The following is a 12,734-nucleotide window of genomic DNA, read 5'->3' on the forward strand; positions in this document are numbered from 1 at the left end:
TGTCGGTTATCGCTCTTAATCATAAAAGTCACGTGCCGGATCCAGCACGGGCTTAATGATCCCTGCGCGGATCACAAAGTCGCCAAAGCCTTCACCGGTTTCGCGCTCTTTCGACCAGCGTCCGACCAGTTCGTCAATGATGCCCAGGATCTCTGCATCAGAAATATTTTCGCGGTACATGCGCGGAATACGTGTTCCGGCGCGGTTACCGCCAAGGTGCAGGTTGTAGCGGTTCATCGCTTTCCCCACCAGACCAATTTCGGCCAGCAGCGCACGACCGCAGCCGTTCGGACAACCGGTCACACGCAGCACGATGTGTTCATCGCCTACGCCGTGGCCGTGCATGATGCCTTCTACTTTGGTTACAAACTCAGGCAGGAAACGTTCCGCTTCCGCCATCGCCAGCGGGCAGGTCGGATAAGACACGCAGGCCATCGAGTTTTTACGTTGCTCGGTGACGCCGTCGTCAATCAGGCCATGATTACGCGCCAGGGTTTCGATCGCGTCTTTGTCTTTTTCCGCGACACCGGCCACGATCAGGTTCTGGTTAGCAGTAAGCCTGAAATCACCTTTATGGATCTTAGCAATTTCTGCCAGTCCGGTTTTCAGCGGCTTGCCCGGATAATCAAGAATACGGCCATTTTCGATAAACAGTGTCAGATGCCATTGTTTGTCGATGCCCTTTACCCAGCCGATGCGATCGCCGCGACCGGTGAATTCGTAAGGACGAATATCACCAAACTGAATGCCTGCACGTTTTTCAACTTCGGCTTTGAATACCGGCACGCCGACGCGTTCCAGCGTGTATTTGGTTTTGGCGTTTTTACGGTTGGTACGGTTACCCCAGTCGCGCTGCGTGGTCACCACGGCTTCGGCGACGGCCAGCGTGTTCTCCAGCGGAATAAAGCCCAGCTCGCTGGCAGTTCGTGCGTAAGTGGCTTTATCACCGTGGGCGATAGAAAGCCCGCCGCCGACCAGCACGTTGAAGCCGACCAGTTTGCCGTTATCGGCAATCGCCACAAAGTTCAGGTCGTTGGCGTGAAGATCCACGTCATTTTGCGGCGGGATCACCACGGTGGTTTTGAATTTACGTGGCAGATAGGTCGCCCCCAGGATCGGCTCTTCGTCGGTGGTTTCGACTTTTTCCTGATCCAGCCACACTTCGGCGTAAGCACGGGTGCGCGGCAGCAGGTGCTCGGAGATTTTCTTCGCCCACTGATACGCTTCCTGATGCAGTTCAGATTCCACCGGATTCGAGGTACACAACACGTTACGGTTAACGTCGTTGGCGGTCGCCAGTGCATCCAGACCAAGTTTGTTCAGCAACTGATGCACCGGTTTGACGTTCGGTTTCAGGATGCCGTGGAACTGGAAGGTCTGACGGTTGGTAATACGGATGCTGCCATACAGCGTGCTGTCTTCAGCAAATTTGTCGATGCCCAGCCACTGGGCAGGGGTCATCACCCCGCCCGGCAAGCGGCAACGCAACATCATGGCGTGACGCGGTTCCAGCTTCTGCTCAGCACGCTCAGCACGAATATCACGGTCGTCCTGCTGATACATGCCGTGGAAGCGGATCAACAGGAAGTTGTCACCGTTGAAGCCGCCGGTCAGGCCGTCTTTTAAATCTTCTGTGATGGTGCCGCGCAGGAAATTGCTTTCCTTCTTCAGGCGTTCGGCGTCAGCCAGCGGGGCATCGACGATCAGCGGGCCCGGACCGGGATTGAGTTCACTCCACAACTTATTGCTCATAAGGTTTTCGCTCATTGCTCTGATTCGTTAGTAGACGTCGCGCTGATAACGGCGATCAAGGCGTAATTCACTGAGATATTCGTCGGCAGTTTCCAGATCCATCACGCCGTATTCGGCGATGATTTCCAGTAACGCCTGTTCTACATCTTTCGCCATACGGTTAGCATCGCCGCAGACATACACGTGTGCGCCTTCCTGCAACCATTGCCAGACTTCAGCGCCCTGCTCGCGCAGTTTGTCCTGTACATACACTTTTTCAGCCTGATCCCGTGACCATGCCAGAGAGATATTGGTCAGCAAGCCGTCTTTCACGTAACGCTGCCACTCGACCTGATACAGGAAATCATCGGTAAAGTGCGGGTTGCCGAAGAACAGCCAGTTTTTGCCGGTGGCGCCGTCGTTATCACGCTGCTGAATGAAGGCGCGGAATGGCGCAATGCCGGTACCGGGCCCTATCATAATGACCGGCGTCTCCGGATTCGCTGGCAGACGGAAGTTGTCGTTATGCTCGATGAAGACTTTCACTTCACCGTCTTCTTCCAGACGATCGGCCAGGAAGCCGGACGCGCCACCAGAGCGCGGACGACCATCGATGTCATAACGCACCACGCCAACAGTAATATGGACTTCTGTTTCAGTTTCAGCCTGCGAGGAGGCAATCGAATACAGGCGCGGCGTCAGCGGACGCAGTAAATCCACCAGTTGCTGGGCATCCAGCTCAGTCGGTGCGCGGCGTACCATGTCAGCAAACGGCACGGTCTGGGCGTATTGCTGCAGCGCAGGCTTGTCAGCCAGCAGACCGGTCAGGTGTTCATCGCGGCACAGCGCGGCATATTTTTCGATAATCGGCGTGGTGTTTTGGGTCAGTTCGATGTGATGTTGCAGCGCCTCTGAAAGCGACAGTTTTTTGTCGTTCACCTCGACAATTTCATCGCCTTTCAGCCACAGCAGTTCAACGATTTCCTGCACCAGTTGCGGATCGTTTTCAAACCAGATCCCCAGCGCATCGCCCGGCTGGTAACGCAGGCCGGAATCACCGAGTTCGATTTCCAGATGACGCACGTCTTTATCAGAATCGCGGCCGGTAATTTTCTGGTTAACGGAAAGTGTCGCGGTCAGCGGCGCTTCTTTGGTGTAAGGGCTGCTGTCGACCTGATTCACACTGCCTGCCAGCGTCGGAGCCGCCTGCGCCCCGGTGTCAGCCGGTACGCGCTGTTTCAGCACATCGACAATACGCTTACGCCAGTTTTCGGCGGCTTCTTTATATTCCACATCAGCATCAACGCGGTCTAACAGGCGTTCTGCCCCCAGCTCGCCCAGACGGGTATCGAAATCTTTACCTGCCTGACAGAAGAATTCGTAAGAGGTATCACCCAGCGCAAACACCGCAAAAGCCGTGTCTTTCATTTGCGGGGCTTTTTTGGATTGCAGGAATTTGTGCAGCGCGACGGCTTCTTCAGCCTGTTCGCCTTCGCCTTGCGTGGAGGCCACGATCAGCAACAGCTTTTCCTGACCAATTTGTTTGAATTTATAGTCACCGGCATTCACCAGATTGACGTTAATTTTCGCGGCGATCAGGTCATCACGCAGTTGCTCGGCAACACGGCGGGCGTTACCCGTTTGCGAGGCGGAAATCAGAGTGACTGACGCGGCATTCTGTACCGGAGCAGAAGCTGCCACCGCACCCGGTTGCTGATTAACCATGCCCCAGAAATACCCTGACAGCCAGGCCATCTGAGTCGGTGAGTAATCACCAATCGCCGATTGAAGGCGGGCCATTTGCTCGGGGGTCAGCGGGAGCAGTGAAGTTGGAGGAGCCTGAGTCGTCATCGCGGTACGAATTCCCTTATGCAAAAGCAAGTCATCAATCCGGCCTCCGGCGCTTTTTACAGTATATGTTCGCGCGGGAAAAACCTTTCAGAGGATGTAGGTTAACGAGCAGGATAATAACAATTAAAGAAGTGATGGAAATAATAAATAACCAAAATGACTAAGAGGATTTAGAGGTAAGTTCTATCTAAAAAAGTGGTAAGTCATGATTTTTATCCTACTGAAATCGCTAAAAAATTTACCTCACTGCGAGCAGGCTCTTTGCAAAGTGCCGGATACATAAAGAAAAACCCCGCCGGAGCGGGGTGATGAATATTTTTCAGGATCCAGCTAAACGTGACGATTTTAAAGATGAAAAGCGTTGTGCTGTTCAAACCAGGCGAACTGTCCGGCGGCAAATACTGACATTTTACTGCCACTGTGGCCGACATCTGACAGGTCCATAAAGTGCCAGTTAAACGGTGTGTTGTTCTGTTCAGCGCGTTGCTGGGAGGTGGTGAAATAACTCTCGGCGCGCTCCAGACGGTTTGTCCCCTGCGCCATCGCCTGCTTGGATTTGCGCAGCAGGCGGTTTTCCGGATCGTCGTCTTCAGCCCCCACGGCAATCAGCACCGGTTTGGCAAAGTAATCATTCAGTTGCTGCTGGCTGACCGCCACCGGCGCTTCGCGTAAACCGTAAGGCCAGCGCTGATCGGTATCCGGTAATGTCCACCAGCCTGCCGCCGCACAGACCGCGGCTTTCACATTCGGCTCAGGCAACAGCGTCAGCATGCGGTGTACAAACTGGCAACCCGCGCTGTTTCCAAATAAATAGTATTGTTTCTGGCTGGTGACGCCCTGCTTTTGCAGCGTCGTAAACAAGTTATCGACCATGCTGAACGCCCACTGCGATTTCGGCAAACGGTGATGGGTTTTGCTGTCGGTCAGATTACCGAGGTTATAGCCAGCGGCGCCGGGGAAATCCTGCTCGCTGAAATGCGGCACGACCACGCGCAGATGATACTGATCAGCAACGGTCATCCAGTCATTGCGGTAAGTCGCGGCATTACGGTCCACGCCGGTCATCACCATCACCACCGGCGTAGTCTCATCCGCACCGGCTGGTTGGTAGGTGAAAACCTCCAGCGGCTTTTTACCCGGTGCCAGTGCAATATGCATCACACCGGATCCCGGTGGGAAAACCAGAGGTGCTTTACTGACCGGAGTTTTGGCAACCGGAGAGGCTTTAACCGCGAGTTGAACCGGTTTAGCCGTAGCGGGGACGGACTGCTGAGGGGTGGCAGTGGTCTCTGCCTGAACACCAGCCGAGAACAACAACGCCAGAACAGCGCAACGAAGCACAGTAATCATTCACTATCTCAACAAGTTAGTTTCTACCGGCTCACTGTATGCCAGCAATGCGGGCGGAGTAAAGAGAGTAAAAGTCAGGATTTGGTGAAGAAAAGCGCAGTTAAGTCATGGCACGTAAGCCGGTATTCCGGTACTATGCCGCGTTTTTTCGAGCAACGAGACATGCCTCATGACCACCACATTATTTAAAGATTTTCAGTTTGAAGCCGCCCACCATTTACCGCATGTGCCCGCAGGGCATAAGTGCGGACGGTTGCACGGCCACTCTTTCACCGTCCGTTTAGAAATCACCGGTGAAGTGGATCCGCATACCGGCTGGGTGATGGATTTCGCCGAACTGAAAGCTGCGTTTAATCCGACTCTGGATCGTCTCGATCACTATAATCTGAACGACATTCCGGGCTTAGAAAACCCGACCAGCGAAGTGCTGGCCGCGTGGATCTGGAACGAGATGAAACCTAAGCTGCCACTGCTCAGCGCCGTGCGCGTGAAAGAAACCTGCACCGCGGGTTGCGTATATAAAGGTTAACTCAGCATATCTCTTATGCAATGTTGAGATACTTATGTGTCTGCATTGAAAGCCGCCAGTTCCTTGCAATGCAGGTCGCAATGCACAGTCTGGTGGCTTCTTCTTTTTGACTGATTGGCTGCAGGGCAATAATCCGCGCTTTGCTGTCAGTCAGGGTTTCCAGCAGGGCATCCAGAGCGTCGATATCACGCTGACGCGCCACCGGATGTTTCACTTCATCGGCGCGTTTCAGTGCCTGCGGCAGAATGTCGTAACCGCCACGCATATTCACTTTCGGGGAAACCGTCACCCAGGTATTCACCGAGCAACGGACTTCGTGCGTGCCGCTGGTTTCAATCTGGCAACTGAAGCCGCTCTTTTCCAGCAATGACGTCAGTTCAGTCAAATCGTAAATGCATGGCTCGCCGCCGGTGATCACCACGTGACGCGCGGTGTAACCTTGCTGCGCGATAACCTCGAGCAGTTGTTCTGAGGTGGCGTTACCCCAGGCATCACTCTCTTCGGTTTTGACCAGAATGCGCTGCATATCGACTTCCCGATCGGCAATTTTATCCCAGGTGTGTTTGGTATCGCACCAGCTGCAACCCACAGGACAGCCTTGCAGGCGAACGAAAATCGCCGGCACGCCGGTAAAATAGCCTTCCCCTTGCAGGGTTTCGAACATCTCATTAATCGGGTACTGCATCGGTTTCTCAGTCATCTCTAAAAAAATCAGCGCGCATTATCGCAGATCGCAGGCGCTGCGCCAAATACAGGGCGCAGCGGGAGTGTGTGCAAAAATGTTTATCAGCGCAAAGAGCGGATGGCGTCAGTAAAGCGTTGCGTGATCTGCTGCGGTCGGGTAATTGCACCACCGACCACAACGGAATGCGCCCCCAGCGCTAAACATCGCGCCGCCATTTCTGGGGTATCCACGTTTCCCTCGGCAATGACCGGCGTCGTGCACTGCGCCAGCACCTGACGCAGGAAAGCGAAGTCGTCATGCCAGAGTTTGCTGCCCTGCGTCTCCTGAGTATAGCCGTGCAATGTTGTCCCGATACAATCAAAACCTAAAGCCTGCGCGTTTTGCGCTTCTTCTAAGGTCGCGATATCCGCCATCAGCAACAGGGACGGGAACTCCTCACGGATGCGATGTACCAGCGCCGCAAGTTGTAATTCACCCGGACGCTGATGGAACGTGGCATCCATCGCGATCATGTCCGGCGCAACAGTCATCAGCTCACGGACTTCTTTCAGGGTTGCCGTGATATAGACATCGCTTGCGGGGTAATCACGTTTGATGATGCCGATAACCGGCAGCGGCACGGTAGCGCGGATGGCTTTCACATCTGCGACGCTGTTGGCGCGGATCCCCGCGGCACCGCCCTGCATAGCGGCCAGTGCCATACGGCTCATAATAAAATCGCTGTGCAGCGGTTCGTCATCCAGCGCCTGACAGGACACGATCAACTGTCCCCTGACGGTCGTTAACATTGACTGATTCATACTCCCAACATCTCCTCAATTTCATTTTTAATAATCGTGACATGCGGTCCGTAGATCACCTGAATACCGTTTCCGCGGATCAGCACGGCGCGTGCCCCGCTCGACTTCAGCTTGTTTTCATCCACTTCGCTAGCCTGATGAACGCTGATGCGCAAACGCGTTGCGCAGCAATCCAGCTCGGCGATATTGGCCGCGCCGCCCAGTGCTTCGATAATCAGTCCGGCGCGATCGGTCACGACGTTATCCTGCTGAATTTCAGCCTCATCACGCCCCGGCGTTTTCAGGTTGAAGCGCCTGATCAGGTAGCGGAAAGAGAAGTAATAAAGGGCAAACCACGGCACGCCGACCAGCGGGACGTACATCCAGTGCGTTTTGCTTTCGCCCTGTAAAACCCCGAACAGAATGAAATCGATAAAGCCGCCGGAGAAAGTCTGTCCGATGGTGATCTGCAAAATGTGGGCAATCATAAACGCCAGACCGTCGAATACCGCATGCAGGACATACAGCATCGGCGCGACAAACAGGAACGAGAACTCAATGGGTTCGGTGATCCCGGTCAGGAAGGAGGTCAGTGCCGCCGACAGCAGCAGCCCGGCGACGCGTTTTTTATTCTCAGGCCGCGCCGTGTGGTACATCGCCAGACACGCCCCCACCAGACCAAACATCATGGTAATGAAGCGCCCGGACATAAACCGTGAAGTGCCGATATAAAACTGCTGCGTATTGGGGTCTGCAAGCTGGGCGAAGAAGATCCGCTGCGTGCCTTCCACCAGATGCCCGTTAATTACTTCGCTGCCGCCGAGTGCGGTGGTCCAGAAAGGCAGATAGAAAATATGATGCAGGCCGAACGGGCCGAGCATGCGCAGCACAAAACCGTAAATGAAGGTGCCAAGGTATCCCGTCGCATCCACCAGCCCGCCCATGCCAAAAATCACTTTCTGGAAATGTGGCCAGATGAAGAACATCAACGCCCCGACCACGATGGCCGCAACGGAGGAGATGATCGGCACAAAGCGGGAACCGCCAAAAAACCCGAGAAACTGCGGTAATTCGATTTTGTTGTAGCGCTGATGGAGCCACCACGTCACAAGACCGATCACCACGCCGCCAAATACGCCGGTTTCCAGCGTCTGAATGCCGAGCGCCATTCCCTGCCCGGCGGCACTGAGATTAGTGGTCACCAGTTGCCCTTTGAGGATCAGGATGGCGTTGATGGTGGCGTTCATCACCAGGTATCCGAGCAGCGCGGACAAGCCTGCGGTTCCTTTATCACTGCGTGCCAGCCCGACGGCGACCCCGACGGCAAACAACACCGCCAGATTGGCAAAGACGATCGATCCGGCACTGGCCATGACGGTGAAAATCGCCTGCAAGGCCGGAATATTCAGAAACGGATATGCCGTTAAGGTATTGGGGTTGGAAAGCGCCCCGCCAATACCCAGCAGCAATCCGGCTGCGGGCAAAATAGCGATAGGCAACATGAAAGACTTGCCAAACTTTTGGGCTCTTTCGAACCACGCCCCGCCCCCTGAACCATTGAATATTGACATGAGATGACTCCGCGTTGTGTTGTTGTGATAATTATTTTCACCACATTATATAATTAAAATAATAATTACCATCAAATGTGCGACGTTATCCATATGGAATTCTTCTGGCGTTAACTGCGTCACATCAGCCAAACTAGTCAGGTCAATTATTCTGAGGAGAGCCGAGTGAGTCAGACCAAGGAAACAGGCACGCTGTTACTGCGAATGCGTCAGGGACTGGAGAATTACAGTCCGACGCTGCACAAGCTGGGCAGTTTTGTGCTGGAACAGCCGCAGCGCGTGCTTTACCTGACCATCACTGAACTGGCGCGTGAGAGTGATACCAGTGAAGCCAGCGTCACGCGGCTTTGCCGCCAGCTCGGTTGCAAAGGGTTTACCGAATTTAAGATGGGTCTCGCGCTTGAGACGCGACAAAATCCGACATTGCCGTCCGCTGAAGGGAATGACGACGTTCAGACGCTGATCGAAGACAGCATCACTGCCCTGCGTGATACCGGAAAACTGCTCGATCGGCAGGTGCTGGCGGACGCCGCGTTTCGCATTCATAACGCGCGTTCCGTTCAGGTGTATGGTGTTGCAGCCAGCGCTATCGTGGCGGATTATCTGGGTTACAAGCTGCTGCGTCTGGGCAAAGCGTCGCAATGTTTCGCTGATATGCACCGCGCGGCGATGAATGCCGTGAGCCTGGATAGTCAGGATATTGTGGTCGTGATTTCCAGCTCAGGTTCCACTAAAGATGTGTTGCACGCCGCCGCGCTGGCGAAGCGTCAGGGCACCACAGTCATCGGTATCAGCAATACGTTGCGCAGCCCGCTTTCCTCACTGGCCGATATTTTACTGGTGGCCGCCAAACCCGAAGGTCCGCTGACGGCGGGTTTACTGACGTCCAAAGTCGGCGGGATGCTGCTGGTGGAATTACTGATCAATCAGCTGTTAACGCACTCTCCGGATTATCTGCAAGCCAGCGAACACAGCGCGAGTGCCACGCTTTCTTTATTGCTGTAAGACGGAGATCTTAACGATCTCCCTGAATTGCAGACATAAAAAAACCCGCCGGAGCGGGTTTTTATGAAAGCGTTACGGGGCAGTAATTACTGACCTTTAACTTCTTTCAGACCGTTGAACGGAGCAGGAGTACCCGCAGCCGCCAGCGCTTCTTCGATACGGATCAGCTGGTTGTATTTAGCAACACGGTCAGAACGGCTCATAGAACCGGTTTTGATCTGGCCAGCAGCGGTACCCACAGCCAGGTCAGCGATGGTCGCATCTTCAGTTTCGCCTGAACGGTGAGAGATAACGGCAGTATAGCCAGCGTCTTTCGCCATTTTGATCGCAGCCAGAGTTTCGGTCAGAGAACCGATCTGGTTGAATTTGATCAGGATGGAGTTAACGATGCCTTTGTCGATACCTTCTTTCAGGATCTTGGTGTTGGTGACGAACAGATCGTCACCGACCAGCTGGATTTTGTCGCCCAGAACTTTAGTCTGGTAAGCAAAGCCAGTCCAGTCAGACTCGTCCAGACCGTCTTCGATAGAAACGATTGGGTACTGTTTAGTCAGGTCTTCCAGGAAGTGAGTGAACTCTTCAGAAGTGAACGCTTTGTTGCCTTCGCCAGCCAGAACGTATTTGCCATCTTTGTAGAACTCAGATGCCGCACAGTCCATCGCCAGAGTGATGTCTTTACCCAGTTCGTAGCCTGCTGCTTTAACCGCTTCAGCGATGACAGCCAGCGCTTCTGCGTTAGAACCCAGGTTTGGCGCGTAGCCACCTTCGTCACCAACAGCAGTACCCATGCCTTTAGATTTCAGCACTTTAGCCAGAGTGTGGAACACTTCTGAACCCATACGGATAGCTTCTTTCAGCGTTTTAGCGCCAACAGGCTGGATCATGAACTCTTGAATATCAACGTTGTTATCAGCGTGTTCGCCGCCGTTGATGATGTTCATCATAGGCAGTGGCATAGAGTATTTGCCTGGGGTGCCGTTCAGTTCTGCGATGTGTGCGTACAGTGGCAGACCTTTAGAAGCCGCAGCCGCTTTAGCAGCAGCCAGGGAAACAGCCAGAATCGCGTTAGCACCGAACTTAGATTTGTTCTCAGTACCGTCCAGATCGATCATGATCTTGTCGATGTTAGCCTGATCTTTCGCGTCTTTACCGGTTACAGCCTGAGCGATAGGACCGTTAACCGCAGCAACGGCTTTCAGTACGCCTTTGCCCAGGAAACGGGATTTGTCACCGTCACGCAGTTCCAGCGCTTCGCGGGAACCGGTAGAAGCACCTGATGGCGCAGCAGCCAGACCAACAAAACCACCTTCCAGATGAACTTCAGCTTCTACGGTCGGGTTACCACGGGAGTCGATGATTTCACGGCCGATAACTTTAACGATTTTAGACATTAAGATTTCCTCAGTACAAGTTAACTAAAGCTTCAGACAAGAGATGCGCCAATGGCGCATCTCTTCCCCGGTATTTTATTTTACCTGACGCTTCTGATACTCACCGGCAGCCTTCACGAAGCCTGCAAACAACGGATGACCATCACGCGGCGTTGACGTAAATTCTGGATGGAACTGACAAGCGACAAACCACGGATGGTTAGGCAGCTCGATGATTTCCACCAGTTGCTTATCGCCAGAGCGACCGGCTACGCGTAAACCTGCGGCTTCGATTTGTTTGAGCAGCATATTGTTCACTTCGTAACGGTGACGATGGCGTTCAACTATTGTCGGCTCGCCGTACATCTCACGAACCAGGCTACCGTCGTTCAGGTGACATTGCTGTCCGCCCACACGCATGGTGCCGCCTAAATCACTGTCTTCGGAACGTACTTCGACGTTACCTTCTTCATCGCGCCATTCGGTGATGAGTGCAACCACCGGGAACTTACAGTCTGGCACAAATTCGGTGGAGTTGGCGTTCTCCATACCCGCAACGTTACGGGCGAACTCAATCAGCGCAACCTGCATACCCAGACAAATGCCCAGATAAGGAATGTTATTTTCACGTGCATAACGCGCCGTTGCCACTTTCCCTTCCACACCACGGTAGCCGAAGCCACCCGGGATAAGGATCGCGTCCAGGCCTTTCAGCACCTCGACACCACGGGTTTCGACATCCTGAGAATCGATAAGTTTAATGTTCACGGTCAGACGATTTTTCAGGCCGCCGTGTTTGAGCGCTTCAATCACAGATTTATAAGCATCTGGCAGCTCAATGTACTTACCGACCATGCCGATAGTCACTTCACCGCCCGGATTGGCTTCTTCGTAAACAACCTGTTCCCATTCGGACAAGTTGGCTTCCGGTGCGTTGATGCTGAAACGTTTACAAATATAGTCGTCCAGACCCTGAGATTTCAATAGGGCCGGGATTTTATAAATAGAATCAACGTCTTTAAGGGAGATAACCGCTTTTTCCGGCACGTTACAGAACAACGCAATTTTCGCGCGTTCGTTGGCAGGCACTGCGCGGTCAGAACGGCAAATCAGCACGTCCGGCTGGATACCGATAGACAGCAGTTCTTTTACAGAGTGCTGGGTCGGTTTGGTTTTCACTTCACCGGCTGCCGCCATGTAAGGCACCAGTGTCAGGTGCATATACAGCGTGTGCTCACGGCCCACTTCAACCGCCATCTGACGAATCGCTTCCAGGAACGGCAGGGATTCGATATCACCGACAGTACCGCCAATTTCAACCAGCACGACATCGTGGCCTTCGCCGCCTTCAATGATGCGTTCTTTGATGTTGTTGGTGATGTGCGGGATAACCTGGATGGTTGCGCCGAGATAGTCGCCACGGCGCTCTTTGCGCAGCACGTCGGAATAAATACGGCCCGTGGTGAAGTTGTTGCGACGAGTCATCTTGGTGCGGATGAAGCGCTCGTAGTGACCCAGATCGAGATCGGTTTCAGCGCCATCTTCGGTAACGAAGACTTCGCCATGTTGAGTTGGGCTCATCGTACCCGGATCCACGTTGATATACGGGTCCAGTTTCATGATGGTCACGTTGAGGCCACGGGCTTCGAGAATAGCCGCCAGAGAGGCTGCGGCAATGCCTTTACCCAGAGAGGATACGACCCCGCCGGTCACAAAAATATAATTAGTTGTCATGCTGAACCTGAGAGGTTAGGTTTAAAGATGATGGAGTAACCAAGACGGGAAAACAGTATACCGGAACCTTGTGTGCGCCACAAATAAACGTTTTGCTGTCCATCATCGTTTTCCTTACCGTCAGTTCAG

The 12,734-nt window shown here is 53.7% G+C and carries 10 protein-coding genes; 2 read left to right on the top strand and 8 right to left on the bottom strand.

Annotated features, from left to right (window positions below):
* Positions 1–15 precede the first annotated feature (15 nt).
* The 3 genes from cysI to HGO41_RS15925 form a co-directional block, all read right to left on the bottom strand.
* Positions 16–1,752: an assimilatory sulfite reductase (NADPH) hemoprotein subunit gene (gene cysI / locus HGO41_RS15915; RefSeq protein ID WP_200227283.1), complete on the bottom strand. Its 1,737-nt coding sequence runs from the start codon at positions 1,750–1,752 to the stop codon at positions 16–18.
* A gap of 27 nt (positions 1,753–1,779) precedes the next feature.
* Positions 1,780–3,582, bottom strand: coding sequence for an NADPH-dependent assimilatory sulfite reductase flavoprotein subunit (gene cysJ, locus HGO41_RS15920; RefSeq protein WP_119261245.1), 1,803 nt, complete (start codon positions 3,580–3,582; stop codon positions 1,780–1,782).
* A gap of 345 nt (positions 3,583–3,927) precedes the next feature.
* Positions 3,928–4,932, bottom strand: a complete 1,005-nt coding sequence (locus HGO41_RS15925) for an alpha/beta hydrolase-fold protein (RefSeq protein WP_250981209.1) — start codon at positions 4,930–4,932, stop codon at positions 3,928–3,930.
* Positions 4,933–5,101: 169 nt separating this feature from the next.
* Here HGO41_RS15925 and queD point away from each other — a divergent pair, with 169 nt between their 5' ends.
* The gene (queD, locus tag HGO41_RS15930; protein ID WP_013574001.1) at positions 5,102–5,461 is read left to right on the top strand and encodes a 6-carboxytetrahydropterin synthase QueD; all 360 of its coding nucleotides are present in this window, start codon (positions 5,102–5,104) and stop codon (positions 5,459–5,461) included.
* A 13-nt stretch (positions 5,462–5,474) separates the two neighbouring features.
* On the opposite strand, the gene queE is transcribed toward queD, so the two are convergent.
* The 3 genes from queE to HGO41_RS15945 form a co-directional block, all read right to left on the bottom strand.
* The gene (gene queE / locus HGO41_RS15935) at positions 5,475–6,146 is read right to left on the bottom strand and encodes a 7-carboxy-7-deazaguanine synthase QueE (protein WP_013574000.1); all 672 of its coding nucleotides are present in this window, start codon (positions 6,144–6,146) and stop codon (positions 5,475–5,477) included.
* Positions 6,147–6,247: 101 nt separating this feature from the next.
* Positions 6,248–6,946 carry an N-acetylmannosamine-6-phosphate 2-epimerase gene (locus HGO41_RS15940; protein WP_134706350.1) on the bottom strand — a complete coding sequence of 233 codons (699 nt, stop codon included), beginning with the start codon at positions 6,944–6,946 and terminating at the stop codon, positions 6,248–6,250.
* Positions 6,943–8,496, bottom strand: a complete 1,554-nt coding sequence (locus HGO41_RS15945) for a PTS transporter subunit EIIC (protein ID WP_013573998.1) — start codon at positions 8,494–8,496, stop codon at positions 6,943–6,945. The genes HGO41_RS15940 and HGO41_RS15945 overlap by 4 nt, the downstream gene beginning before the upstream one ends.
* Positions 8,497–8,700: 204 nt before the next feature.
* On the opposite strand from HGO41_RS15945, the gene HGO41_RS15950 reads away from it, so the two are divergent.
* Positions 8,701–9,501: a MurR/RpiR family transcriptional regulator gene (locus HGO41_RS15950; RefSeq protein WP_183065404.1), complete on the top strand. Its 801-nt coding sequence runs from the start codon at positions 8,701–8,703 to the stop codon at positions 9,499–9,501.
* A gap of 86 nt (positions 9,502–9,587) precedes the next feature.
* Here HGO41_RS15950 and eno read toward each other — a convergent pair whose 3' ends face one another.
* The gene (gene eno / locus HGO41_RS15955; RefSeq protein WP_013573995.1) at positions 9,588–10,892 is read right to left on the bottom strand and encodes a phosphopyruvate hydratase; all 1,305 of its coding nucleotides are present in this window, start codon (positions 10,890–10,892) and stop codon (positions 9,588–9,590) included.
* A gap of 75 nt (positions 10,893–10,967) precedes the next feature.
* Complete coding sequence (gene pyrG, locus HGO41_RS15960; RefSeq protein ID WP_013573994.1) at positions 10,968–12,605, bottom strand: glutamine hydrolyzing CTP synthase; 1,638 nt, start codon at positions 12,603–12,605, stop codon at positions 10,968–10,970.
* Between the last annotated feature and the right edge of the window lie 129 nt (positions 12,606–12,734).

The sequence above is a fragment of the Rahnella sp. CG8 genome (assembly GCF_023701875.1).
Classification (GTDB): domain Bacteria; phylum Pseudomonadota; class Gammaproteobacteria; order Enterobacterales; family Enterobacteriaceae; genus Rahnella; species Rahnella aceris.

Bases quoted from the DNA above. Each gene is read 5' to 3' on its own strand.
- HGO41_RS15950 (WP_183065404.1), top strand. From the start codon at position 8,701: ATGCGTCAGGGACTGGAGAATTACAGTCCGACGCTGCACAAGCTGGGC.
- cysI (WP_200227283.1), bottom strand. From the start codon at position 1,752: ATGAGCAATAAGTTGTGGAGTGAACTCAATCCCGGTCCGGGCCCGCTG.
- HGO41_RS15945 (WP_013573998.1), bottom strand. From the start codon at position 8,496: ATGTCAATATTCAATGGTTCAGGGGGCGGGGCGTGGTTCGAAAGAGCC.
- pyrG (WP_013573994.1), bottom strand. From the start codon at position 12,605: ATGACAACTAATTATATTTTTGTGACCGGCGGGGTCGTATCCTCTCTG.
- HGO41_RS15940 (WP_134706350.1), bottom strand. From the start codon at position 6,946: ATGAATCAGTCAATGTTAACGACCGTCAGGGGACAGTTGATCGTGTCC.
- queE (WP_013574000.1), bottom strand. From the start codon at position 6,146: ATGCAGTACCCGATTAATGAGATGTTCGAAACCCTGCAAGGGGAAGGC.
- queD (WP_013574001.1), top strand. From the start codon at position 5,102: ATGACCACCACATTATTTAAAGATTTTCAGTTTGAAGCCGCCCACCAT.
- HGO41_RS15925 (WP_250981209.1), bottom strand. From the start codon at position 4,932: ATGATTACTGTGCTTCGTTGCGCTGTTCTGGCGTTGTTGTTCTCGGCT.
- eno (WP_013573995.1), bottom strand. From the start codon at position 10,892: ATGTCTAAAATCGTTAAAGTTATCGGCCGTGAAATCATCGACTCCCGT.
- cysJ (WP_119261245.1), bottom strand. From the start codon at position 3,582: ATGACGACTCAGGCTCCTCCAACTTCACTGCTCCCGCTGACCCCCGAG.